The organism is Streptomyces sp. Qhu_M48, assembly GCF_051305195.1.
GTDB lineage: Bacteria > Actinomycetota > Actinomycetes > Streptomycetales > Streptomycetaceae > Streptomyces.
Genome location: NZ_CP195432.1, coordinates 3,129,616 through 3,152,387, shown reverse-complemented (window position 1 = coordinate 3,152,387; position 22,772 = coordinate 3,129,616). Strand labels below are relative to the sequence as shown.

Sequence of the window (22,772 nt, the reverse complement as noted above, 5' to 3'; positions counted from 1 at the left end):
GGGGTTCACCTGGCCCGGACGTCCTCCACGTCCTGGATCCGCCGGAAGGGGCGGTCCGCCTCCAGCGCGAAGGCGACCTCCAGGAGCGTCCGCTCACTCCCGGGGCGGCCGGAGAACATGACGCCGATCGGCAGTCCGTGCTCCGTCGCGCTCGCGGCCGGTACGGAGATCGAGGGCGTGCCGACGACGTTGTTGACGGGTGTGAAGGCGACGTACGCGAGGATCCGCTCGATCAGCGTCGGGTAGGGGACGGTCGGGCTGAGGTGACCGATCTCGGGCGTGGTGTGGGCGAGGACGGGCGTGAGGACGAGGTCGAGCCCGCGGAACGCCGCCGCGTACGCCTCCCTCGTGCGCTTGAGTCGCCGCAGGACGGCCGGGGTGCGGCGCCAGCTCTTCAGGTACTCCTCGCGTAGCCCGCGGCTGAGACCGTCCGTCCGGCCGCGGTCGAAGTCCTCGCCGAGGGTCCGGCCGGTGACGCCGAGGAGGAACGACAGCATCCCCCAGTAGGTGAGGAAGTCGTCGGTGAAGCGCGGGTCGAGGGCGAGTTCCACCGGCTCCACGGTGTGGCCCAGCCGTTCGAGCGTCGCCACGGTCTCGGTGACGGCCGCGCGGGTGGCGGGGTCGGCCGGGACGCCGTTCGGCGAGTCCAGGAGGAAGCCGACGCGCAGGCGGCGCTCCGAGGGGCCCTCGACCAGACCGACGGGCGGCAGCTTCGGGTTGCGCCAGTGCGTCTCGGCGGCGGCGAGGAACGCGGCGGTGTCCCGCACGGATCGGCTCACGATGCCGTCGGAGACGATGTCGAGGGGTAGTCGGCCGCTCTGGGCGTTCGTCACGACCCGGCCGCGGGTCGGCTTGAGGCCGACGAGTCCGCAGCAGGCGGCGGGGATGCGGATGGAGCCGCCGCCGTCGTTGGCGTGCGCGATCGGGACCGCCCCGGCGGCGACGAGCGCCGCGCTGCCGCCCGAGGAGCCGCCCGCCGAGTAGCCGGTGTTCCACGGGTTGCGCACCGGTTCGCCACCGTCGTACTCGGTGGTCGGGCTGAAGCCGAACTCGGGCAGCCGGGTCTTGCCCAGCACCGTGACGCCGGTGCTCAGGAGCTGCCGGGCGAACGGCGCGTGGCGCCGGGCGGCCTTCGGTGCGAAGGCGGCGCTGCCGTGGCCGGTGGGCAGCCCCCGGAAGTCGGTGTTGTCCTTGACGAAGGTCGGCACGCCGGCGAAGGCGCCGCCGCCCGCCCCGGTAGTGCGGGCGGGAGCGTCGAGGTGCACCTGCACGGCGTGGAGTCGCGCCTCGACCTCCCGGACCCGCTCGGCGGCGTCCCTCGCGGCCTCGTCCGCGCCGACCTCGCCCCGCCGGATCGCCGCCGCGAGCCCGACGGCGTCGTGCTCCCCCAGGGCGTCGTCCCGGAAGGCGTGCACCGTGGCCCGTTCCTCGAAAGTCGTCACCGCTACCTCAGCCCCCGGCCGTGTGGATGTTGGCCGCCAGCATGCCCTACCAGCGAGTAACACGCGAGGGGGCCGGGCCGCCCGCAGGGGGGCGAAAAAACGAAGGGCAAGGAGATGAACTCTCCTCGCCACTCTCAAGATATAGCGCACTGGGGGCCTTGCGGCAAGGCCCCCACACCGGTGCACAATCGCCACTCACAGCTTTGACCTGCAAGAACACTGGAACGGGGCAACACTCATGGTGGACGTGATCATTGTCGGCGGCGGTCCCACCGGCTTGATGCTGGCGGGCGAACTGCGGCTGCACGGCGCTCACGTACTCGTGCTGGACAAGGAGACGGAACCGACCCGGCAGTCGCGCGCGCAGGGCCTGCACGTGCGCAGCATCGAGGTGATGGACCAGCGCGGTCTGCTGGAGCGCTTCCTGCCGCTCGGCCAGAAGTTCACGGTCGGTGGATTCTTCGCGGGCCTCGGCACCTCGTGGCCCGACGATCTGGACACGGCGCACTCGTACGTCCTCGGCATTCCGCAGACCGTCACCGAACGCCTGCTGACCGAGCACGCCTCCGAGGTCGGTGCCGAGATCCGGCGTGGCGCGACGGTGGTCGGGCTGGGCCAGGACGACGAGGGGGTGACCGTCGAGCTGGCCGACGGCGAGCGGCTGCGCGCGCGCTTCGCCGTCGGCTGCGACGGCGGCCGCAGCACGGTGCGGAAGCTGCTGGGCGTCGGGTTCCCCGGCGAACCCTCCCGGGTGGAGACACTGCTCGGCGAGATGGAACTGACCGTCTCTCCGGAGGAGCTGGCGGCCACGACGGCCGAGGTCCGCAAGGTGCAGCAGCGGTTCGGCGTGATGCCGCTGGGGGACGGGGTCCACCGCGTCGTCGTGCCCGCCGAAGGGGTCGCCGAGGACCGCACGACGCCGCCGACCCTCGACGAGTTCCGGGAGCAGCTGCGGGCGCACGCCGGCACCGACTTCGGCGCGCACTCACCGCGCTGGCTGTCCCGCTTCGGCGACGCCACCCGGCAGGCCGAGCGCTACCGGGTCGGCCGGGTGTTCCTCGCCGGCGACGCGGCGCACATCCACCCGCCGACCGGCGGCCAGGGTCTCAACCTCGGCATCCAGGACGCGTTCAACCTCGGCTGGAAACTGGCCGCCGCGCTCGACGGCTGGGCGCCGGAGGGCCTTCTCGACACCTACCACTCCGAGCGGCACCCGGTGGCCACCGAGGTCCTGGACAACACACGCGCGCAGATCCAGCTGATGTCGACCGAGCCGGGGCCGCGGTCGGTGCGCCGCCTGCTCGCGGAACTGATGGACTTCGAGAACGTGAACCGCCACCTGATCGCGAAGATCACGGCGATCTCGGTCCGTTACGACTTCGGGGACGGGCACGAGCTCCTCGGGCGGCGGCTGCGGGACGTGGGCCTCAAGGGCGGTCGTCTCTACGAGCTGACGCGCAAGGGCCGCGGACTGCTCCTGGACCCCGCCGGCCGGCTCTCGGTCGAGGGCTGGGCGGACCGGGTCGACCACGTCGTGGACGGCAGCGACGAGCTGGACGTGCCGGCGGTGCTGCTGCGGCCCGACGGGCACGTGGCGTGGGTCGGTGAGGACCAGCGGGAGCTGCTCGCGCAGCTGCCCACGTGGTTCGGCGCCGCCACCGGCTGAGCCCGTACCGCACCGGCCCGGGGTCCCGGAAGGGGCGTGTCTCACCCCCGGCCGGGGGCCGCTCCCCCGGCGGCGACACCACGGCGGAGGTCCGCGAGGGTCACCTCTTCCAGGCTGCTCGCGAAGATCCGTCCCGGCCCCGGGGGCACGGGCAGCAGGGAGGGGACGACCAGGACGGCGCAGCCGGCCGCCTCGGCCGAGGCGGCTCCGTCCGGTGAGTCCTCGACGGCCGCGCAGGCCGCGTCCGGCACCCCGAGCCGCCGGGCGGCCGCCCGGTACGGATCGGGGTGCGGCTTGGTGCGCGCGGTGTCGTCGGCCGAGAGCGTGAAGGCGAAGGGGACGTGCGCGAGCGCGCCCCCGATCACCGAGTCGACCACCGACCGGGGCGAGGCGCTCACCAGGGCGAACGGCACGCCCTCCCGCTCCAGTTCGGCGAGGAGCCGGTCCGCGCCGGGACGCATCGGCGCGCCCCGGTCGACGCGTTCCTGGAAGGCGCCGGTCAGCTCGGCGGCGACGCCTTCCGCGTCCGGCGCTCCCGTGACGCGTACGAGGTGGGCGGCGGTGTCCTCGACGGCGCGTCCGACGACCTCGGGGGCGTCGGCGTCCGTCAGCCGGTGGCCGAGCCGGGCGGCTATCTCCTCCGTCGCCTCCCACCAGAGGACCTCGGTGTCGACGAGGGTGCCGTCCATGTCGAAGAGGACGGCGGCGAGTTCGGTCACCGCTCCGCCCTCGGTGCGACGAGCGCGGGGTGCGGGGCGATGCCGAGGGCGACCCGGGTGCCCGGGGCGAGCGGGCCCGCGTCCCGTGAGGGCAGGTCGGCCTTGACGGGCGTACCGGCGTGGTCGACGTGGACGCGGGTGACGGAGCCGAGGAAGGACGTGGAGACCACCGTGGCGTCGCCGTCGGCTGCCTCGGTCAGGGTGACGTTCTCGGGTCGGACCAGGACGTCCACCTCGCGGTCCTTCGGGGCGTCGCCGTCGACGGGCAGGCGGCCGCCCGCCACCTCGACGTGGCCGGAGCCGGTCAGAACGCCCGGGAGCCGGTTCATGGTGCCGATGAACTCGGCGACGAACGGGGTCGCCGGGCGCCGGTAGAGCTCGGCCGGGGCCGCGCACTGCTCCAGCCTTCCGGCGTTGAGGACGGCGACGCGGTCCGCCATGGACAGCGCCTCCTCCTGGTCGTGGGTGACGAAGACCGTCGTGATGCCGAGCGAGAGCTGGAGTCGCCGGATCTCCTCCCGCAGGCTGAGCCGGACCTTCGCGTCGAGCGCGGACAGCGGCTCGTCGAGGAGCAGCACCCGGGGCCGCAGGGCCAGCGCGCGGGCGAGCGCGACCCGCTGCTGCTGGCCGCCCGACATCTGGTGCGGGTAGCGGCCCGCGTGCTGGGGCAGGCCGACCAGGTCGAGGAGCTCGTCGGCCCGGGCCTTCCGCTCGGCGGCCCCGACCTTCCGGACGCGCAGGCCGAAGGCGACGTTGTCGGCGGCGGTGAGGTTGGGGAAGAGGCTGTACGACTGGAAGACCATGCCGGCGTCGCGCCGGTGGGCCGGCACGTGGGTGATGTCGGCGCCGTCGACGAGGACCTCTCCCGCGTCGGGTCGTTCGAATCCGGCGAGGACACGAAGCGCCGTGGTCTTGCCGCAGCCCGACGGGCCGAGGAGCGCCAGGAGTTCGCCCGGCTCGACGGTCAGGTCGAGCCCGTCGAGGGCGGTGGTGGAGCCGAACACGCGGCGCAGGCCCCGGAATTCGACGCGGGCCCCGCCGGCCGCGACGAGCTCCGTCCGCTCCGCGGTTGCTGAGGACGAGGACATGGGTCAGGACTCCTTGGGCGACGTGCGGGAACCGCGTGCGGTGCGGGGGGAACGGGCGGTGCCGGGTGCCCCGGCCTGCGCCGTTCCGGCCCGGGAGAGGGCGAGCAGCAGCAGCCACGTGATGACGAGGCTGAGCAGGGAGACGGCCACCGACATCCGGGCGTGGGCTCCGGAGATGGAGACGATCCAGACCGCGAAGGGCCGGAAGCCGAGGAGCGAGGCGATGGTGAACTCGCCGAGCACCAAGGCCAGGGTGAGGAAGGCGGCGCCCGCGAGCGAGGAGCGCAGGTTGGGCAGGACGACACGGAGCAACACGTGGAGCCATCCCGCCCCGCAGTTGCGGGCGGCTTCGACGAGGGTCGGGACGTCGACGGCGCGCAGTCCGGCGTCGAGGGACCGGTAGACGAACGGCAGGGCCATGACCGTGTACGCGAGGACCAGGACCACGGGGAAGTTCTCGTCCTGCACGGCGAGGAAGGTCTGGTAGAGCGGGGTCCGCGCGAGGTGGTCGGGCCCCCAGCGCAGGACGGTGCTGATGCCGGTGACGAGCGCGATCGGCGGCACGACGAGCGGCAGCATGCACATCACCTCGACGACCGGCCCCAGCCGGGGTGTGCCGAGCCGTACCGCCACGAGGGCGGGCACGGCGAGCAGCAGGGCGAGCACGATGGTCGCGGCGGCGAGGCCGAGGGAGAGCAGCAGGCTCTCGGCGAAGCCGTCGGCGGAGAGCAGCGCGGTGTACGCCTCGAAGGAGACGCCCTGGCCGGGGGTGTGCACGGTGAAGACGAACGAGGCGACCAGCGGGATCAGGAAGTAGGCGCCGCCGAGGCCGAGAACGGCGCCGCGCCAGACGCGGGGCCGGCGCCGGGTCCGCGCGGGGGCGGCCGCCGGGGCCGTCCCCCGCGCGGGCTCCTGGTCCGCCTCCCGGACGGTGGGTGTCATCGCAGCCATCGGGCGCTCCTGCGCTGGAGGGGGAGGTAGACGGCCATGACGAGTCCGGCGATCAGGATCATGTCGAGGCCGAGGGCGAGGGCCACGTTCTCCTGGCCGACGAGGACGTTCCCGGAGAGCGCGTCCGCGATCTTGAGGGTGACCAGGGGGACGGAGCCGCCGACGAGGGCCGCCGCGGTGGCGTGCGCGGCGAACGCGCTGCCGAAGAGCAGCACGAACCCGCCGAGCAGGGAGGGCGCGAGGACGGGGATGCCGACGTGGCGCCAGTACTGCCATCCGCGGGCGCCCGCGTTCCGCGCGGCCTCGCGCCACTGGGGGCGCAGTCCGTCCAGGGCGGGGAGGATCACCAGGACCATGAGCGGCACGAGGAAGTACAGGTACACGACGGTGAGGCCGGTGAACGAGTACAGGTTCCAGCCGAGGCCGCTCAGGTCGGCGAGCTGGGTGACGACGCCGGAGATGCCGAGGGTCGCGATGAACGCGAACGCGAGGGGGACGCCGCCGAAGTTGGCGAGGACCCCGGAGGCCGTCAGGACGGCGTCGCGCAGGGCCCGGGAGCGGGAGGTGACGACGGCCTGGGCGATGAGGACGCCGAGGACGGAGCCGATGAGCGCGGTGAGCGCGGAGAGCTGGACGCTGCCGACGAGGGAGCCCAGGTAGGGGCCCTGGAGGGAGCGGCTGAGGTGCTCTCCGGTGAGGGAGGTGGCGCCGGAGGCGGGGTCGGTGCGGGTCACGGCGCCGTACAGGAGGGCGCCGAGCGGCAGGCCGAAGCACAGTCCGGTGAAGGCGATCAGCGGGAGGGCGGCGAGCCAGGTGCGCGGGCCGCGCCGCCGGCGGCGGGTGCCGCCGGCGGTTCCCGTGGCGGGGGCGGCCGCCACGGCCGGGGCGGCGCCGGGGGCGCTTCCCGTGCCGTCGGCGGCTCCCGTGGCGGGGGCGGTTCCCGTGGCGGGGGCGGTTCCCGTGGCGGGGGTGGAGGAGGCGGAGGACATCAGGAGACGGCCTTGTCCCACTTCTCGGCGAGGGTGGCCTTGGCCTTGTCGAGGTCGGCGGAGGCCGGGAAGGCGGGGGTGCCGGCGACGACGGGCAGCTTGGCGACGAAGGTCTTGTCGGCGGTGCCGTCGGCGGTCATGGCCGGGAGCAGCACGGGGCGGGCATATCCCTTGAGCCAGAGGTTCTGGCCCTCGGTGCTGTAGAGGAACTCCATCCACAGGCGGGCGGCCGCCGGGTGCGGGGCGTCCTTGTTGATGGCCTGGGAGTAGAACTGGGCGTACACGCCGTCGGTGGGGACGGCGACCTGCCAGTCGACGCCCTTGTCCTTGAACTGGTCGGCGTACCCGGCGTTCAGGTAGTCCCAGTCGATGCTGATGGGCGTCTCGCCCTTCTCGACGGTGGCCGGGGTGGACTCGACGGGGATGAAGTTGCCGCTCTTCCTCAGCTTGCCGAAGAAGTCGATGCCGGGCTGGATGTCGGCGAAGGAGCCCTTGTTGGCGAGGGCCGCCGCGTACACGCCGCCGAAGGCCGAACCGGACTTGGTGGGGTTGCCGTTGAGGGCGACCTTGCCCTTGTACTCGGGCTTGAGGAGGTCGGCGAAGCTCTTCGGGCAGTCGGGGACGCGCTTGGCGTCGCAGCCGATGGAGACGTAGCCGCCGTAGTCGTTGTACCAGCGCCCGGCCTCGTCCTTCTGGGCCGCCGGGATCTTGTCCCAGGCCTCGACCTTGTACGGGGCGAAGAGGCCCTCCTGGGCGCCGCTGCGGGCGAAGGCGATGCCCAGGTCGAGGACGTCGGGGGCGCGCTTCTGGCCCTTGCGGGACTTGACGGCGGCGATCTCGTCGGCGCTGGCGGCGTCCGGGTTCTCGCTCTCGATCTCGATGCCGTACTTCGTCTCGAACGTCTTGATCAGCTCGCCGTAGTTGGCCCAGTCCGGCGGCAGCGCGATGACGTGGAGGGCGCCCTCCTCCTTCGCCGCCTTGACCAGGGCGTCCAGGCCGCCGAAGTCCTTGGCCGAGGCGGCGGTGGCCGCCTTCGCGCCGTCGCCCTTGGCGCCGGCCTCGCCCTCGGGGGCGGCACCGCAGGCGGTGACGGTGGTGAGGACGGCTGCGCCGAGCAGGGCGGCGGCAGCGCGGACGGGGGTTCTGCGCACGGGTTCTCCCGAGGTGAGTGAGGGAACTTGTCTGAACAAGCCGCCCTTAGTTCGCCCTTACACCCTGTCCGCGAGATGAACGGGGCATGGCGGTCTCCACACGACTGCCGGAAGAGCCGGTTGCGGTGAACACCAGGTGAATGCCGTGCACTTGGACTGACCTGGCGACCCACCTCGGAGCCAGGCGGCCGGGTTAGGGTGATCCTTCGCACCGCACACACCGTGACCGGATGTGCACAGCCACCGGGGAGAAGGGGGATGCCGTGACGGCGCTCTACGTGGAGATCGCGGAGGGACTCCGCCGCTCGATCCTGAGCGGCGAGTACGCCGTCGGCGCCCGCCTGCCCTCCGAGAGCGACCTCGCCACGCGCTGGTCCGCCTCGCGCGGCACGGTGCGACAGGCCGTCGCCCTGCTCACCTCGGAAGGACTCATCGGCTCGCGCCAGGGAGCCCGCCGCATCGTGCTCCGCAGGGAGCGCCGGCACAGCTTCGCCGAACTCCACAGCTTCGCCCAGTGGGCGCGGGCCATGGGCTACCAGGCGACGAGCCGCTTCCTGCACCGGGAGCGGCGCGGTGCCACCCCCGAGGAGGCCCGCCGGCTGGTCCTGCCGGAGGGGGCCGGGGTGCTGGACGTGCTGCGGCTGCGGCTCCTGGACGGCGAACCGGTGATGGTGGAACGCACCGCGTACGCGGCCTGGGTCGCCCCCACGGTCGAGGCCCTGCCCGTCGACTGCGCCTCGATCATGGACAGCATGGCGGAGGAGGCCGGGATCGTCGCCCACTACGGCGAACACCTCATCGACGCCGTCCCCGCCGGCAGCGACGACGCCCGCCTGCTGCGCGTCCGCCGGGGAAGTCCCCTCCTGCGCCAGCGCCATCTGACGAGCAACCCGGACGGCCGCCCCATCGAATGGACCGAGGACCGCTACCGGGCGGGCAGCGTCACCTTCAACGTGAGCAACTCGGTGGGCACCGCCCCGCTGGTCCGCGATCCGGGCTCGCTGCTCATGTGACGCCCGTCGCACGGCGGTCGGCGGGCGCCGTGGGACGGACCGACGGCGTGTCACGAGGCAACCCCGACCCATCGGTTGCCGTCCTCCGGAGGCGAGAGAGGCACCAGCGAGCCGGGGAAGCCCGGAGACCGGGACACCCGGAACACCCGAGCGCGCCCGGGACACCGGGCCGTCCGGGACACCGGGCCGTCCGGGACACCGGGATCCCCGGTGACGCGCCCGCGGTGCCTCACGAGACCGATCGTGAGGATGAACGCTTTGATACGTGTCACACGCGGCGTGGCCACCGCCGCGGCGTTACTCGCCCTGACGGCGGTGTCACCGGGGGCGGCGTACGCCCAGCCGTCACCCGGAGCACCGTCGACGGCCTCCCCCGGGAGCCCGTTCGGGAACCTCGACCTCCCGGAGGGCTGGCAGGTCACCGGGGCCGGTGCGGGCAGGCGGCTGATCTGGACGTCGCCCTCGCCCGTCCCCATGGGCGACGCCCGAGTCGAGTTCCACGCCGGCGACCGGCTGCTCGGCCGTCCGGTCGCCCAGAAGGACGGCCGTTCCTTCCAGTTGCCGCTCGGGGACCTCCGGCTCACCGAGGGCACCGAGCTGCGGGTGACGGCCGGCGGCCGGCGGCTCGACGCGGCGGGCCCGGCCCGCTCCGCGCGTCTGAGCCCCCGCGCCCCGTCCGCCCTGCCGGAGGCCCCGCCGCCCGCCAACCCGGTGGACCCGGGAGTGCCCGGCCGCTACCGCGCCGTCAGCGGTGAATACGCCCTCGAATCCGTCCGGTTGCCCGGTCTCCCCGAGCCGGTCGAGATGCGCGCCACGGTCGTGGGACCGGCCGACGCACCGGGGAAACGGCCGGTGGCCCTCTTCCTCCACGGCCGCCACGGAACCTGCTACACCCCCGGCACCGAGGACGTGACGGGCGACTGGCCCTGCGCCCCGGGCTCGCTGCCGATACCGAGCCACCGGGGATACCTCGACGCCCAGCGGCTCCTGGCCTCCCAGGGCTACCTGACGCTGTCCATATCCGCCAACGGCATCAACGGCCAGGACTACCGCGTCGAGGACGGCGGGGCCCAGGCCCGCTCCTCGCTCGTACGCCACCACCTCGCCCGCTGGGCGGACTGGTCCGCGAACCGTTCCGCCGCACCGGCCGCCGTACGCGGCACCTCGTCCGCCGACCTGTCGCGCGTGCTGCTCGTCGGCCACTCCCGGGGAGGCGAGGGCGTCAACCGGGCCGCGGTCGACAGCCTCACCCCGCCGCCCGCCGACCAGGACGGCTACCGGGGCCCCGTCCGGTGGAAGATCCGCGGCACCGTCCCGATCGGGCCCACGATCTTCGGCAACAACCCGGCCCCCGACGTGCCGTCCATGACCATCCTGCCGGGCTGCGACGGCGACGTGTCCGACCTCCAGGGCCAGAACTTCGTCGACGGCACCCGCGGTGTCAGCCGGGGTGCCGCCCTGCACAGCGCGGTCTACATGGTCGGCGCCAACCACAACTACTTCAACAGCGAGTGGACGCCGGGGCAGGCACAGGCACCGGCCTTCGACGACTTCTCGTCCGAGGACGGGACCGACCCGGTCTGCTCCCCGGGCACGGCGACCCGCCTCACCGCCGCACAGCAGCAGACCGCGGGCGCCACCTACGTCGCGGCGGCCGCCCGGCTGTTCGTCGCCGGTGACGACCGGGTCCGTCCGCTCCTCGACGGCACCGGCCGCCGAGCCCCCTCCGCCGGTCCGGCGCGGGTCCTCAGCCACGCCGTCGGCGCACACCGCACCCCGGCCTTCCTGCCGGACTCCTCGGTGAGCGTGACCGGGGGCGGCAGGCTCTGCGCCCAGGTCGACCCCGACGACGCCCGCGCCTGCCTCTCCCGCGAGGCGGGCGGCGCGTCACCGCACTTCGCGAGGTGGGAGGCCTCCACCGAGGCGGGCCGCGACGCCGTCGCGCTGGAGTGGACCGCCCCCGGAGCCCCGGTCGCGGTGCGCTCCGCGCGGCCGGTGTCCCTGGCCGGATCCCACGCCCTCGCCCTGCGGCTGATCGTCCCGCCCGACACCACGGGCACCGAGCTGGACGTCGCGGTGACCGACGCCTCGGGCCGCCGCGCCCAGCTGGGCCGTACCCGGATCGACGGACTGCCCGGCACCGAGCGGACCGCGTCCTACTGGGCGCGCGAACTCCGCGTGCCGCTGACCGCGGCGGCCCGGTCCGGCCTGGACCTCAAGCGGATCACGACACTGGAGCTGACCCCGCGCGGCGGCTCCGGCCGCGCCTGGCTGATGGACGCGTGGGGCTGGCGTCCCGGTACCCCGGCGGTGCGCCCCGCTCCCCTGGCCCGGGTCGACATCGGCCGTCTGACGGTCGCGGAGGGCGACTCGGGTGTCCGGACCTACCGGGTGCCCGTGACGGTGTCCGGTCGGGGCGGCGGCCAGGTCCGTATGTTCGTCCCCCGTCCGGACACGGGCGAGATCACGTCCCGCACGGTGACGGTCCGTCCGGGCCACCACGACATCGACGTCCGGGTCGAGGTGACGGGCAACACCCGCTACGGCTACGACCTGTCGCACGACGCGTTCGTGAAGGCGGTGCGGGGCACCGTGGTCGGCGCCCACCGGGGCGGTGTGACCGCCCGCGAAGACGACCCCATGCCCCGGGTGAGTCTGACCCCCGTCGCGGACGACGTGACCGAGGGTTCCGCCCTGACCTGGCGGGTGACCCTGTCCGAGGCCTCCGACGTCGACGTCATGGGCTACGTCTCGTTCCTGACGCCGGCCGGCGGCACGGAGCTGTCCACGGCGGACGTCGACCGGGCGTGGCTGGAGGAGAACCTCGGCGAGGTGCCGGACCCGGCCACGCCGCTCTCCCTCATCGGGAACGGCGGCCTGTACCTGGGCGTCACCGTCCCCGCCGGCGAGACGAGCGCGGAGGTGCGCGTGCCCACGGTCGCGGACGGGCTGAGCGAGGCGGCGGAGTCGCTGCGGGCCCGGCTGACGACGTTCGACGCGTCCTGGGAGCCCGTGCCGGGCCCGGAGTTCACGGGAGCGGTACGGGACTCCTCGTGACGGGACGCCTCGTGACAGGTCACCCGCGAACTGACGCGCCGCTTCGGTGAATCGGGGCGGACACCGGTCCCCGCATGGCCGGGGGCCGGTGTCCGCATGGCCGGGTGCCGGTGTCCGCATGGCCGGGGGCGGGTGTCCGCATGGCCGGGGGCGGGTGTCCGCCGTCCTCACTCCGCTTCGGTCGTCCCCGTGCCGCTCGTCCCCTCGGGCGTCGTCCCCTCGGTCGGGCGGCGCGAGCCCGGCGGGGGCTCCTCGCCGCGCGCGATGCCGAGCGTGGCGAGGAGGTCCTCGTGGAGCTCCATCCACACGGTGTGGCAGGAGTCCTCCCTGACGCGGTCGACCCAGGACAGCTCGCCCCGCCGGACCCGCGCGAGTGCGCCCGTGAACCGCGCGCCGTACCCGCGGAAGCGGACGAGCCGGGTGCCGAGCTCCTCCGACAGGGGCTCGATGACCCGCCCCAGGGCGGTGAGTTCGTCGAGTACGCGCCCGTCCCACGCCGCGTCGCCGTGGTCGTTGACGATCAGGCGCCCGGTGCCGTCCGGCCTCACCTGCCAGTTCGTGCAGGCGCGGAGGCAGCGGGCGTTGTCGGCGAGGAAGGTCTCGTACCGCTCGCGCACGAAGGGTCCGAGCCCCGCCCCGGCCAGTTCCTCGGCGAGCCGCCGCTCCCCCTCGGTCCTGCCGGCGTCCGTGAGGCTCCAGCCGCGCGTCCCGGCGAACGCGCGCCGGGTCACCCAGCCCCTCGCCTCGTGGTCGAGCAGCGCCTCGCGCACGACCTCGGGGTCGAGCCCGTAGCGCCCCGCCGCCCGCTCGTCGTCGGCCATGCCCGCGAGCCGTACGGCGTGCAGGGCGAGCAGCTCGGGGTCGGAGACGACGGGTCCGGCCGGGGAGTCCTGGAGATCGGTAGGGTTCGCCACGCGTCCGAGCATAGGTCCGCCCCGCCGCCAGGGCAGCCGCCTCGGCTCCCGGATCGGCCGTACGTGCCGCCGCCGGGCCGGGAGGCCTCTACGCCGGAGACGACGGTCGGCGTACGAGGAGGAGGGCGACGTCGTCGGTGCGGTGGGCCGCGATCCTGACGTGCAGGGTCAGTTCGTCCGCGAGCTGTTCCAGGTCCCCGGCCCGGGACACGGCGAGCCGCTCCGCCAGGTCCGCCATGGCCGTACCGATGTCGAGCCCGGGGGCCTCGACGAGACCGTCGGTGTACAGGGCGAGGACGGATCCGGGGTCCCAGGGCAGCTCCGTCGTGCTGTACTCGACGTCCGGGGCGATCCCGAGGAGGAGCCCCGGCGGGACCTCCAGGATCTCGGTGCTGCCGTCGGCCCGCCTCAGGATGGGGGGCGGATGACCCGCGGTGGCCAGCCGGAGACGGTGGTCGGCGAGGTCGAGTTCGGCGATCAGGCAACTGGTGAAGCGGTCCGCGTCGAGGTCGTCGAGCAGCCGGTTGGTGCGCGCCAGGATGTCGCCGGGCGACGCACCGGCCGTCGCGTGGGCGTGCACGGCGGTCCGCACCTGCCCCATGAGCGCGGCGGCGGTCGTGTTGTGGCCCTGGACGTCGCCGATGACCGCGATGACGGTGGTGGGGGTCGCGCGGATGAGGTCGTAGAAGTCCCCGCCGATGTCCGTGCCGTGGCCGGCCGGCAGATAGCGGGCGGCGACGTCGACCCCGGGCAGCGAGCTCAGCCCGTGCGGCAGCAGCCCGGTCTGGAGGCTGCGCGCGAGGGAGTGCTTGGCGTCGTAGAGCCGGGCCCTGGCCAGCGACTGCGCGATCAGCCCGGCCAGGGAGGTGAGCAGCGCCCGCTCGGCCGACGGGAAGGGACGCGGCCGGTCGTACGAGAGGACGAGCGAGCCCACGGGACGGCCGGAGGCGATCAGCGGAAGGAACGCCCAGGCGTTCCGGCCCTCGTAGCGCGGCGCCCGCGGGTGGGCGCGGTGGAAGTCCTCGTACGTGGGGAAGAAGGCGGGGACGCCGGTGGCGAGCACCTGGGCGTCGGCGGCCGGTGCCGTGAGCGGTCTGCCGTCGAAGCTCTCGACGAACTCCTCGCTGTAGCCGCGGTGGCCGATGACGCGCAGCCGCCCCTCGTCGACGCTCATGAGGACGAGTCCGTGCGGGCCGAAGGCGGGCACGGTCTGGTCGGCGACGAGTTCGACGACGTCGTGCACGCCGGCCGCCTCGGCCAGGGAGGCCGCGAGGTTCGTCAGCTGGTAGACGGCGGTGGCGCCGACGGGCTCGGCGGGCGGCGGTGGCGCCGCGCGGGCGGGAGCGGCGCCGGGCGTCGTGCCCGCACCGGGCGGCACGGGGTCTCCCCCGTGCGCCGGTCCGGAGCCGTGCGCGGTGCGTTCCGCCCTCGGGAAGATGAGGACGCTGATGCCGGTCTCGTCGGGGTAGAGCTCGAAGAGCAGCGAGGTCGCCGGATGCCGTACGGCGGTGAACGACGTCGGCCGGCGGCTGACGACGGCGGCGCGGTAGCGGTCCTCGAAGGCGGGGTCGTTCAGCCAGAACAGCGCCTCCCACGGCCGTCTGCCGACCAGCGTCGCCGCACCGGCGTTCACCAGCTCGGCGCCGGCGGTGTTGATGAAGGTGACGCGCCCGTCGAGGTCCAGGGCGCAGCACCCCACGGGCAGCCGCTCGGTGAGGTCGAAGGCGGCGGCGGCGAGGACCGGGTCGGCCTCGGAGGGCCGTTCCGGGTGGACCACGCGCGGCTCCGTGGGGTGCGGCGGTGGCGGGTCCTGGTCGGCGGCCCGCCGTAGCAGCAGGGCCGCGAGACGGCAGTGGGCGTCGATCGACTCGCGTTCGCGCGCGTCGAGCTGGGGCGGGTGCGTGACCGGCCAGAGCAGGACGACGCCGCCCCACACGGTCGTGTCGTCGGCGATGGGGGCGGCCGCCAGCATGAAGTCGTACGGCAGGACGATCCCGATCCTCGGGTAGTGGTGGGCGATCTCCTCCCGGCCGCCCAGCCACACGAACCTCCGTTCCCGGATGGCTTCGGCCACCGGGATCGGGGCCCCGGCCGGGATCCGGACCCAGGGAGCGGCGATCTCCCGCGACAGTCCCGAGACGAGCACGAGGCGCAGCATCCGGTCGCCCGGGACCAGGAGGTAGACGAGCCCGACCGACGCCCCGGCGTCCCGCATGAGGCCGGTGAGGACGGCGGCCATCCGGCCGTCGGCGAAGACGTCCTCGCCCTCGGCGCCCGTGGTCCCGTCCGCCGGGGCCCCTTCCACCGGGCTCACCCGCCCGCCGCGGCCGGCCGGGCCCGGCACGGGTCCGGGCGCGTCGCGCTCGGCGGCGCACCGGCCCCCGTGCCGGGGCCGGGCGGCCCGGAGCGAGGTCGGCGGCGGCGCGGGTCACGCATAGTCGGACCCTACGTCGGCCGTCCCGCGGCCGCGCGACAGGCCTTCGGGGCCCTCGTGCACCGGCGCCCGCGGCTCCCCCGCGAGGGCCGGTCGCCACCTGGGGAAAGCGCAGGTCAGAGGTGGTGGCAGCGGCGTCATCGCACCGGCGCCGGGCGTCCTCCCGGACACCCGGGGCCCGCGTCCTCGTTCTCCCCGGCCCCCGGTTCCGTACTCCATCGGGTGTACGCCGTACGCGGCCGGGCGACGGACGGCCGTCGGCCGTCCGTACCGTCACGGCCCACACGTGGAGGGGCCCGTCACTCCTCCAGGAGGCGGCGGGCCTCCGAGAGGAGGCGGAGCAGCTCGGTGCGCGAGGGGTCGTCGGGGGCGTCCGGGGCCGCACCGCGGGGCGCGTGGGTGGTGAGGACGTGCAGGGCGACCGCGGCCTGGCGGGCGAACAGGCTCAGCAGGTCGAGCTCGGACAGGCTGGACCGGGCCTGCGGGGACGGGTCGAGCACCTCCAGGACCCCGAGGACGCGGTCGCCGTGGATGAGGGGGGCGGCCATCAGCGCGTTCGGGACGTAGCCGGTGGACTTGGCGACGTCCCGGTCGAAGGACGCGCTGTCGTGGAGGTCGTCGACCACCATCGGCTCGCCCGAGGCGGCCACCCACCCGGCGATCCCCCGGCCCGCCGGGAACCGCCGGCCCACCAGGAACTCCTGCCCCTGGCCGGAGACGGCTTCGAAGATGAGCTCGTCCGCCGCGGCGTCCAGGAGCAGGATGGAGCTCGCCTCGGCGCCGAAGATGGCGCGCGCGGTGTCCACCACCGACCGCAGGAGCTCGGCCATGGCCGGATCGGGCCGGGGTGCTGCGGACATGGCGGGGACGATCGTCTGAGCCATGGGGATTCCCTTCCGGCGCCGGTCGTTACCGGCTTCCGTGGACACGGACGTTGGCTGCGGACAGGTACAGGGCGTTCTTCAGCTGGAACGGCGTGAGCCGGGGGCGGCTCGACAGGATCCGCGCGCAGAGTCCCGCGACGAACGGGGTGGCGAAGCTGTTGCCGGAGCTGCGGATCGACGTGCCGCCGAGCCACGCCACCTGGACGCGCTGGCCGGGGGCGAAGAACTCCACCGGGGGCTCGGGGTTGTAGAGGTGGAGGTCCTGGTCGTCCTCCTGGTGGCTGCCGACGGAGATCACCGAGGAGAAGCGCCAGGGGAAGCTCTCCACGTGCGTGTTGTGCGCCGAGGCGACGATCACGGTCTGCTGGAAGTACGCCTCGTCCGCCAGTCGGCGCAGCTCCTCCACGAACCGGTCACGGCTGGTGGAGAGGCTGAGGTTCACCACGTCGAACCGCTGGCGCACGGCCCACCGGATCCCTTCGAGCAGGACGTCCCCGCTGCCGGAGAACCGTTCGCCGAGCACCCGGACACTGGAGATCTCGCACTCCGGCGCGGTGCGCCGGATGATCCCGGCGCAGGCGGTGCCGTGGCCGCAGAAGTCCCCCTCGTCCGTCTCCTCGACACGGACCCCGTCCTCGTCCTTGACGACGCGCCACGCCTGGGGCACCGGGCCGACCAGGGGGTGGTCCCGTTCGACCCCGGAGTCGACGACACAGACGCGGACGCCACGCCCGGTGCCGCCGGGAAGACCGCCCGCCGGGGGGTCCGGCGCACTGTCGGCCTCCACGGGTACGTCCTCGGGGCCCCGGCCCCGAAGTCCCCAGGTCAGTCCCGGCACGGGTCGCTGCCCGGTGGTCATCGCGTTGTCTCCCTTCCTGCTCCGGCGGCTCGTCCACCGGTGGGGCCGCGCTCCGGCGGACGTGCGCCGCAGCGGGCGGCGACGGCCTCGGCCCGGCGTACGGCGGGCAGATGGCCCTTGGCCGCGAAGTGCCGCCGTGCCCGGGCCGCGGCCTCCGCCGCGTCGGCCGGGCGGCCCAGGGCGAGCGCCGTGCGGGCGTGGTCGAGGGCGGCGAGGCCCTGGACGATGGGCGAGTCGGTCCGGGCCGCCGTGGCGAGCGCCCGGGCGGCGAGCCGGTCGGCGGTCGCCACCTGGCCCTGTACGGCCGCCATCCGGGCCCGCAGACCGTCGAGGTCGGCGGCCTCGGCGTGCGGGCGCCCCTGTTCCGGCCGTTCCGTCGCCAGTTCGGCGAGGGTGTCACGGGCGGTGCGCCGGTCGCCGAGGTCGAGTCGGATACGGGCCGCGTCCAGCAGGGCGCCCCGCAGCATCGCGGTGGCGCCCAGCTCCCGCGCGGCGGCGATGGCCCGCTCCAGGTTCAGGAGCGCCTCCTCCCGGCGGCCGGCCAGGTCGGCCACGGTGGCGGTGAAGATCGGCAGGAAGACGTCGGCCTCCGCGTAGCCGAGCCTCTTCGCCAGCTGCTCCGCCTCGGCGAGGCGGGCCAGGGCGCCGTCGTGGTCGTCGTGGAGGGCCAGTACCACCGCGAGCGGGCAGTTGAGGGTCAGCCGGACGGCCCGGCGGCCGGCCCCCTGTTCGGCGAGGAGCGCGCGGCAGCGGGCCACGGCCTCCACGACCGGCTGGGGGCCGCGCCAGAGCGAGACGCCCGTCGCCCCGAGGGCGGCGGCCCGCTCCGGCTCCGCGTCGGCGCGCACCGCGTGGTCGAGGGCGCGGGCGAGCAGCTGCTCCGCCGCCCGGTGCAGTCCCTCCTCCTGGGCGGCCTGCGCGAGCCGCAGACAGGCCCTGGCCTGACCGAGCTCGTCACCGGCCGCCGCGAAGACCGGCAGGGTGGCGGCGGCGGCTTCGCCGGGGGTCTCGTCCACCCCTCGGGAGTGGCCCGCGGACGCCAGGCCGAGGCGGGCGTGCGCGGCCTCCACCGCGACCGGACCGCCGTCCGGGCCGCCCTCCGGGGCCTCGGCCAGGACCTCTTCGAGGAGTTCCGTGCCCTCGGCGCTCCGGCCCAGGTCGAGGAGGGTCTGGCCGAGCCGTCGTCGCGTCGCCGCGCTGCCCGGCTCGCCCGCCGTGTACCGGGCACTCGCACGGGAGAGAAGGTCGGCGGCCCACACGGGGTCCGCGTGGGCCAGCGCGAGACGCCCGGCCTCGGCGAGGGCGTCGGCGGCCCGCCGGCGCAGACCGTCGGTGTGCGCGTCCTGGGCGCCCAGCTCGACCCGGTAGCGGTACGCCTGCTCCAGGTGGGCGCCGACGGCCGCGCCGCCCCGCTCCCGCACCGATTCCAGCCGGACCGCCCGTTCGTGCCGGTCGGCCCGGTCCTGCTTGGACTGGCTGGCGTAGACGACCTCCTGGATCAGGCCTCCGGCGAAGCGGAACGCGCCGCCGTCCGGCCTGATCAGGCGGTGCCGTACCAACCGGTGCAGGGTGGTGCGGAGTTCGGCCCCGGTCCACGTCTCCGCGGCGGGCCCGGCGAGTGCGGCCAGCTCGGCGGCGGTGAAGTCGCCGCCCAGGACGGACGCCAGGCCCAGGGCCCGGTGCTCGGGCACGTCGAGCGCGTCGATCCGGGCGCCGATCAGGGCCTGGAGCGGCAGTGGCACGCTGTCCGCGTCGACGGGATGCCCGGCGACCAGCAGCTGCTCCAGGTGCAGCGGGTTCCCGCCCACCCGTGCGAGGACCTGCGGGGTGAGCGGCTCGACGTCCGCCGTGCCCCCGGCCAGCTCGGCCGCGAGGAGCCGCGCCTCCGCGTCGGAGAGTCCGCCGAGCGGTACGGCGTCCAGGGCGAGTTCGGGGCGTACGTCGAAGAGCTCGGGGCGGGTGAGCAGGACGGTCAGGACGGGGGCGTCGGAGAGGGCGCGCAGGAGCCGCTCGAGGGCGTCGAAGAGCGGCTGCGCGGCCCACTGGCAGTCGTCGATCACCAGCACGACGGGCTCCGTCCCGGCGAGGTCGGCGAGGACCTTGGCGAGCGCCGCGCAGGTGTCCGCGGGCGACGGGTTGGGCGTCCCGTCCAGGAGCAGGCCCTGGTGGAGCAGGTCCAGTTCGGGGGAGGGCGCGGCCGTGCCGACGGTCTTCAGGAGGTCGGCCACGGCGTCGGCGAGCGGCCCGAGGCTGGGCTGTTCGCCCCGGGCGCGGCACCGCCCGACACCGTGGCGGGGGCGGCCTTCGGTGGAGGGCGGGGCGGGGGTGGCGGTGGCCTTTATGGCAGTGGTCCTGGTGACGGTGGTCGCGGGGGCCGTGGTCGCGGGGGCCGTGGTCCCCACCGTCGCTGTCGTCGGTGCCGCTGCCGTCGCCGCTGTCGCCGTTCCCGTCGCGGTCGCCGTTCCCCTCGCAGTCGCTGTCGTCGTCGCCCGCTGGAGCCATTCGCGGACGAGTCTGGTCTTGCCCTGGCCCGCCTCCCCTCCGACCACCAGACGATCGCCCCGGCGAGTCCTGACCACGCGGTCCAGCGCCTGTTCCATCAGGGCGAGTTCGCGGGTCCGGCCGACGAATCCGAGGTCGAAGCGGCGCAGCGCCTCCGGGCAATCCTCCTCGTCCAGACCGCGCAGGCGGTGGGCCGCCACCCGGTCGCTCTTGCCCTTGAGCAGCAAGGGGCCGGTCTCCGTCGTCCGGACGCCCGGCCCGGCGGCCGCCAGCGTGTCGGGGCCTATGAGGATCTCCCCGGCGGCGGCGTTCTGTTCGAGGCGGGCGGCGATGTTGACCACCTCGCCGGAGACCATGGCCTGCCGCAGGGTCGCCGCACCCGTGACCGCCTGACCGGTGTTGATACCGATGCGCATCTCCAGGCGTACCCCGACGGCCTCCTCCAGACGGACGTTGAGCCCGGTCAGCGCCTCCCGCATGGCCAGGGCGGCGGAGACCGCGCGGCGGGCGTCGTCCTCCCGCACGGTCGGCACGCCGAAGACGGCCATCACGGCGTCCCCGATGAACTTCTCGACGGTGCCGCCCTGTTCCTCGATCCGGAGCCGCATCAGGTCGAACCAGCGGAGCGTCACCGAGCGCAGGGTCTCGGCGTCCAGGGCCCCGGAGAGCGCCGTGGAGCCGACCAGGTCGCAGAAGAGGACGGTCACGACCTTGCGGCCGGTCGGTCTGGCCGTCACCGGTCCCGCGGCGCACGGGGTGCCGCAGGAGGGGCAGAACCGGGCGCCGTGCGGCAGTGCGCTCCGGCACGAGGCGCAGGACATGGGTTCCTCCGGTGGGCAGGGGGCCGAGGGCCGGCCGGGGTCAGAAGAGGGCGCCGCCGGCCACGTCCGCGTGGGCCTGCACCTCGGGGGCCGCGGCGTCGAGCCGTCCCCTGATGTCGACGAGCAGGGCCAGTTCGTCGGGGGTGAGCGCGCGTACGACCGCCTGCTGCTCCTCGCTGAGGGCGTCGACGTCGAACCCGGCGGCGGCGAGCGCCTCGAGCGTGGGCTCGGAGGGGGCGCTGTCGTCGGGCGGGGTGGCGGGGTGGTCGGTCACGGGTGTCCTCCGGGGTCGGCGGCGAGGGAGAGGAAGAGCCGGGTGAGCAGGTTGGCCGTGTGCAGGGCGCTGACGGAGACGGCGGTCTGCCGGGCCGGGGTCGGGGCGAGTTCGTCGAGCACCCGGTGCAGGTCGTCGAGGTGGCCCCCGTCGAGCTCCGCGTGTTCCCTGAGGGTGCGGAACGCGCGGTCGGGGAGCCCGGTGGCCTCGGTGAGCCGGTCGGCGAGGCGGGGCCCGGGCGCGTTGCCCTCCAGGACCGCGATGTAGCCGAGGAGCGCGACGGGGTGCTCGTGCTCGATCCGGTAGTACTGCGCCCCGGCGAGTTCCACCACGACGGGGTGCGGCACGGCGGCGGGCCCGGCTCCGGCGGCGGCGAGGTCGTCGAGGAGCCAGGCGTCGTGGTCGCGTTCCTCCTCGGCGTGGCGGAGGCAGTACGCCGCGAGGCGCCGCGAGGCCGGGTCGCCCAGCTCGGCGCACCGCTCGGCCGCCCGTTCCAGGAGCGGCACCGAGGCCCGTACGAGCGGATGCATGGCGGCCAGGTAGCGCACGTACCGCTGCCGGAGTCCGTCCGGCCGCCAGAGGGCGGCGGTCGCGGCTCTCAGGACGGGGGTGGTGGGCGTGAGTTTGGTCCTGAGCGCGAGGGATGCGGTGGCGTTCATCGGCAACTCCTCTTCTCTCCGGGAAGCGACTCGATCAGGGGAAGCGGATCGACTACGGCGGCGGGCGGGAGCGGCCGGGCGGCATGCGGGAACGGCTCGACACCGGGCTGCGGTCCGGCTCCCCCGGGGCGCTCGCCTCCCACCGCCGGACCGCCGGCCGTGGGTGGTTCGTCCGGAGGAGGCGACTCGACCAGGTGCGCGTAGCGGGCGCAGCCCATGCGGCGTACCAGCGCGGCGGGTCCAGCGGCGAGCTGTTGGTCCGTGCTCAGCCGGTCGAGGAGTGCGCCGACCCGGCCGCCCGCGTCGCGGGCGGCGCCCGCGAGGACCTCCGGACGGTCGGCGAGCGCATGGCAGCTGCGGCAGTAGCCCGCAGGGGCCGGCTCGCTCTCGTACCGTTCGTGGAGGCGCCGGGGGCCGACCGCGCGCAGCATCCGCAGCACCGGGGAGCCGAGGGAACGGGCTCGCACGGCCGGCCAGTCGTCGTCGGCGATGTGCCCGAGCCGCAGGTGCGGGGGGACGGGGCGTCGGTCCACCGTCCACTGGTTGCAGCAGGCGGCCACGGTGCCGTCGAAGGCGACCACCGGCCAGGCCGCGAGCGCGCAGGGCGCCGCGCGGGAGCCGTCCGGCCCGGGGGGTGTCGGCAGGGCGAGGCGCGCGGCACGGCCGAGCGGCCGGACCTCGTTGACCAGCAGGGGCATCCCGGTGCCGAAGACACGGCGGACGTCGGCGACGACGTCCGCCAGGTACGGGTCGTCGGCGCCTGCGCCCGTGAGGTGGATGCTGGCGGGGACCCCGGCGTCGAGTACGGCCCGGAGGGCGCTCAGCACGTCCGCGCGCGGGACCTCCCGCTCGTGGTGGACGTCCAGGCTGGCCGAGAAGTGGTCGAGGGCCGTGATCGCCCGCATGGTCCGCTCCGGGACGCGTCCGCCGCGGGCGAAGAACATCCCGCTGAGCAGCGCCACCCGGGACCCCTTGGCGCGTGCGAGTCCGGCCAGGCGGGCGGCCAGCTCCGGCAGCAGCAGTGGTTCGCCGCCGGTCAGCATGACCACCTCGGGGCGGTCCTCCGTACCGAACGAGCCGATGAACCGCAGCAGTTGGCCCGAGTCCGGCTCCTCGGAGACGGAGAGGGAGGATCCGGTGGAGCAGTGCGCGCAGCTCATGGGGCAGCGGCGGGTGAGCGCCACCAGGAGGCCGCCGCAGGGCACCGGCCGCAGGCCGATGAGCTCCGCCAGGTCCATGGTTCCTCCCCCGTGTTCGTGTCGCGCGCGGACATGACCTGGAGCGTGCCCGTGGCGGGCAGACTTCCGGTTCGGGAACGCCTGGGGATCGGTTGGTCCCCAGCTCCGGGT

17 protein-coding genes are annotated in these 22,772 nt (G+C 74.8%); 3 read left to right on the top strand and 14 right to left on the bottom strand.

The annotated features are described in order from the left end of the window. Positions 1–5: 5 nt before the first annotated feature. Positions 6–1,442 (bottom strand): amidase, encoded by a 1,437-nt coding sequence (locus ACRRSS_RS14435; RefSeq protein ID WP_435971608.1) that lies wholly within the window; start codon positions 1,440–1,442, stop codon positions 6–8. A gap of 238 nt (positions 1,443–1,680) precedes the next feature. On the opposite strand from ACRRSS_RS14435, the gene rox reads away from it, so the two are divergent. Further along, entirely contained in the window at positions 1,681–3,108 is a 1,428-nt protein-coding gene (gene rox / locus ACRRSS_RS14430; RefSeq protein ID WP_435971607.1) for a rifampin monooxygenase, read from the top strand. Between the two features lie 41 nt (positions 3,109–3,149). Here rox and ACRRSS_RS14425 read toward each other — a convergent pair whose 3' ends face one another. Genes ACRRSS_RS14425 through ACRRSS_RS14405 form a run of 5 tightly spaced genes read right to left on the bottom strand, consistent with a single transcriptional unit; the run spans position 3,150 to position 7,973 of the window. Continuing rightward, positions 3,150–3,797 (bottom strand): HAD family hydrolase, encoded by a 648-nt coding sequence (locus tag ACRRSS_RS14425; RefSeq protein ID WP_435975330.1) that lies wholly within the window; start codon positions 3,795–3,797, stop codon positions 3,150–3,152. Positions 3,798–3,823: 26 nt separating this feature from the next. Beyond that, complete coding sequence (locus ACRRSS_RS14420) at positions 3,824–4,915, bottom strand: ABC transporter ATP-binding protein (protein ID WP_435971606.1); 1,092 nt, start codon at positions 4,913–4,915, stop codon at positions 3,824–3,826. 3 nt (positions 4,916–4,918) lie between these two features. Next, complete coding sequence (locus tag ACRRSS_RS14415; protein ID WP_435971605.1) at positions 4,919–5,866, bottom strand: ABC transporter permease; 948 nt, start codon at positions 5,864–5,866, stop codon at positions 4,919–4,921. Then, positions 5,854–6,855 carry an ABC transporter permease gene (locus ACRRSS_RS14410; protein ID WP_435971604.1) on the bottom strand — a complete coding sequence of 334 codons (1,002 nt, stop codon included), beginning with the start codon at positions 6,853–6,855 and terminating at the stop codon, positions 5,854–5,856. The genes ACRRSS_RS14415 and ACRRSS_RS14410 overlap by 13 nt, the downstream gene beginning before the upstream one ends. After that, on the bottom strand, positions 6,855–7,973 hold the full coding sequence (locus ACRRSS_RS14405; RefSeq protein ID WP_435975329.1) for an ABC transporter substrate-binding protein: 1,119 nt from the start codon (positions 7,971–7,973) through the stop codon (positions 6,855–6,857). Before ACRRSS_RS14405 ends, ACRRSS_RS14410 begins: the two co-directional genes overlap by 1 nt. 263 nt (positions 7,974–8,236) lie before the next feature. On the opposite strand from ACRRSS_RS14405, the gene ACRRSS_RS14400 reads away from it, so the two are divergent. Together ACRRSS_RS14400 and ACRRSS_RS14395 are read left to right on the top strand one after the other, a co-directional pair. After that, the gene (locus tag ACRRSS_RS14400; RefSeq protein ID WP_435971603.1) at positions 8,237–9,019 is read left to right on the top strand and encodes a GntR family transcriptional regulator; all 783 of its coding nucleotides are present in this window, start codon (positions 8,237–8,239) and stop codon (positions 9,017–9,019) included. A 258-nt stretch (positions 9,020–9,277) separates the two neighbouring features. Continuing rightward, complete coding sequence (locus ACRRSS_RS14395; RefSeq protein WP_435971602.1) at positions 9,278–12,076, top strand: hypothetical protein; 2,799 nt, start codon at positions 9,278–9,280, stop codon at positions 12,074–12,076. A 167-nt stretch (positions 12,077–12,243) separates the two neighbouring features. Here the strand turns inward: ACRRSS_RS14395 and ACRRSS_RS14390 are convergent, their stop codons facing one another. The 8 genes from ACRRSS_RS14390 to ACRRSS_RS14355 form a co-directional block, all read right to left on the bottom strand. Next, the gene (locus tag ACRRSS_RS14390) at positions 12,244–12,990 is read right to left on the bottom strand and encodes a transcriptional regulator (protein ID WP_435971601.1); all 747 of its coding nucleotides are present in this window, start codon (positions 12,988–12,990) and stop codon (positions 12,244–12,246) included. 88 nt (positions 12,991–13,078) lie between these two features. Further along, entirely contained in the window at positions 13,079–15,229 is a 2,151-nt protein-coding gene (locus ACRRSS_RS14385) for a SpoIIE family protein phosphatase (protein ID WP_435975328.1), read from the bottom strand. Positions 15,230–15,723: 494 nt separating this feature from the next. Continuing rightward, complete coding sequence (locus ACRRSS_RS14380; protein WP_351900857.1) at positions 15,724–16,308, bottom strand: GAF domain-containing protein; 585 nt, start codon at positions 16,306–16,308, stop codon at positions 15,724–15,726. A 25-nt stretch (positions 16,309–16,333) separates the two neighbouring features. Beyond that, complete coding sequence (locus ACRRSS_RS14375; RefSeq protein WP_435971600.1) at positions 16,334–17,167, bottom strand: S8 family peptidase; 834 nt, start codon at positions 17,165–17,167, stop codon at positions 16,334–16,336. Further along, the gene (locus tag ACRRSS_RS14370; protein WP_435971599.1) at positions 17,164–20,490 is read right to left on the bottom strand and encodes an adenylate/guanylate cyclase domain-containing protein; all 3,327 of its coding nucleotides are present in this window, start codon (positions 20,488–20,490) and stop codon (positions 17,164–17,166) included. Before ACRRSS_RS14370 ends, ACRRSS_RS14375 begins: the two co-directional genes overlap by 4 nt. 40 nt (positions 20,491–20,530) lie before the next feature. After that, complete coding sequence (locus ACRRSS_RS14365; protein WP_435971598.1) at positions 20,531–20,764, bottom strand: aroma-sacti cluster domain-containing protein; 234 nt, start codon at positions 20,762–20,764, stop codon at positions 20,531–20,533. Further along, on the bottom strand, positions 20,761–21,423 hold the full coding sequence (locus ACRRSS_RS14360) for an iron-containing redox enzyme family protein (protein ID WP_435971597.1): 663 nt from the start codon (positions 21,421–21,423) through the stop codon (positions 20,761–20,763). The genes ACRRSS_RS14365 and ACRRSS_RS14360 overlap by 4 nt, the downstream gene beginning before the upstream one ends. After that, on the bottom strand, positions 21,420–22,661 hold the full coding sequence (locus ACRRSS_RS14355; RefSeq protein ID WP_435971596.1) for a radical SAM protein: 1,242 nt from the start codon (positions 22,659–22,661) through the stop codon (positions 21,420–21,422). Before ACRRSS_RS14355 ends, ACRRSS_RS14360 begins: the two co-directional genes overlap by 4 nt. Positions 22,662–22,772 lie beyond the last annotated feature (111 nt).

What these genes read in the sequence shown, in the direction of transcription:
- ACRRSS_RS14370 (WP_435971599.1), bottom strand. Translation starts at nt 20,490, where the DNA reads ATGTCCTGCGCCTCGTGCCGGAGCGCACTGCCGCACGGCGCCCGGTTC.
- ACRRSS_RS14380 (WP_351900857.1), bottom strand. Translation starts at nt 16,308, where the DNA reads ATGGCTCAGACGATCGTCCCCGCCATGTCCGCAGCACCCCGGCCCGAT.
- ACRRSS_RS14360 (WP_435971597.1), bottom strand. Translation starts at nt 21,423, where the DNA reads ATGAACGCCACCGCATCCCTCGCGCTCAGGACCAAACTCACGCCCACC.
- ACRRSS_RS14410 (WP_435971604.1), bottom strand. Translation starts at nt 6,855, where the DNA reads ATGTCCTCCGCCTCCTCCACCCCCGCCACGGGAACCGCCCCCGCCACG.
- ACRRSS_RS14420 (WP_435971606.1), bottom strand. Translation starts at nt 4,915, where the DNA reads ATGTCCTCGTCCTCAGCAACCGCGGAGCGGACGGAGCTCGTCGCGGCC.
- ACRRSS_RS14385 (WP_435975328.1), bottom strand. Translation starts at nt 15,229, where the DNA reads ATGGCCGCCGTCCTCACCGGCCTCATGCGGGACGCCGGGGCGTCGGTC.
- ACRRSS_RS14400 (WP_435971603.1), top strand. Translation starts at nt 8,237, where the DNA reads ATGTGCACAGCCACCGGGGAGAAGGGGGATGCCGTGACGGCGCTCTAC.
- ACRRSS_RS14375 (WP_435971600.1), bottom strand. Translation starts at nt 17,167, where the DNA reads ATGACCACCGGGCAGCGACCCGTGCCGGGACTGACCTGGGGACTTCGG.
- ACRRSS_RS14415 (WP_435971605.1), bottom strand. Translation starts at nt 5,866, where the DNA reads ATGGCTGCGATGACACCCACCGTCCGGGAGGCGGACCAGGAGCCCGCG.
- rox (WP_435971607.1), top strand. Translation starts at nt 1,681, where the DNA reads ATGGTGGACGTGATCATTGTCGGCGGCGGTCCCACCGGCTTGATGCTG.
- ACRRSS_RS14355 (WP_435971596.1), bottom strand. Translation starts at nt 22,661, where the DNA reads ATGGACCTGGCGGAGCTCATCGGCCTGCGGCCGGTGCCCTGCGGCGGC.
- ACRRSS_RS14425 (WP_435975330.1), bottom strand. Translation starts at nt 3,797, where the DNA reads ATGGACGGCACCCTCGTCGACACCGAGGTCCTCTGGTGGGAGGCGACG.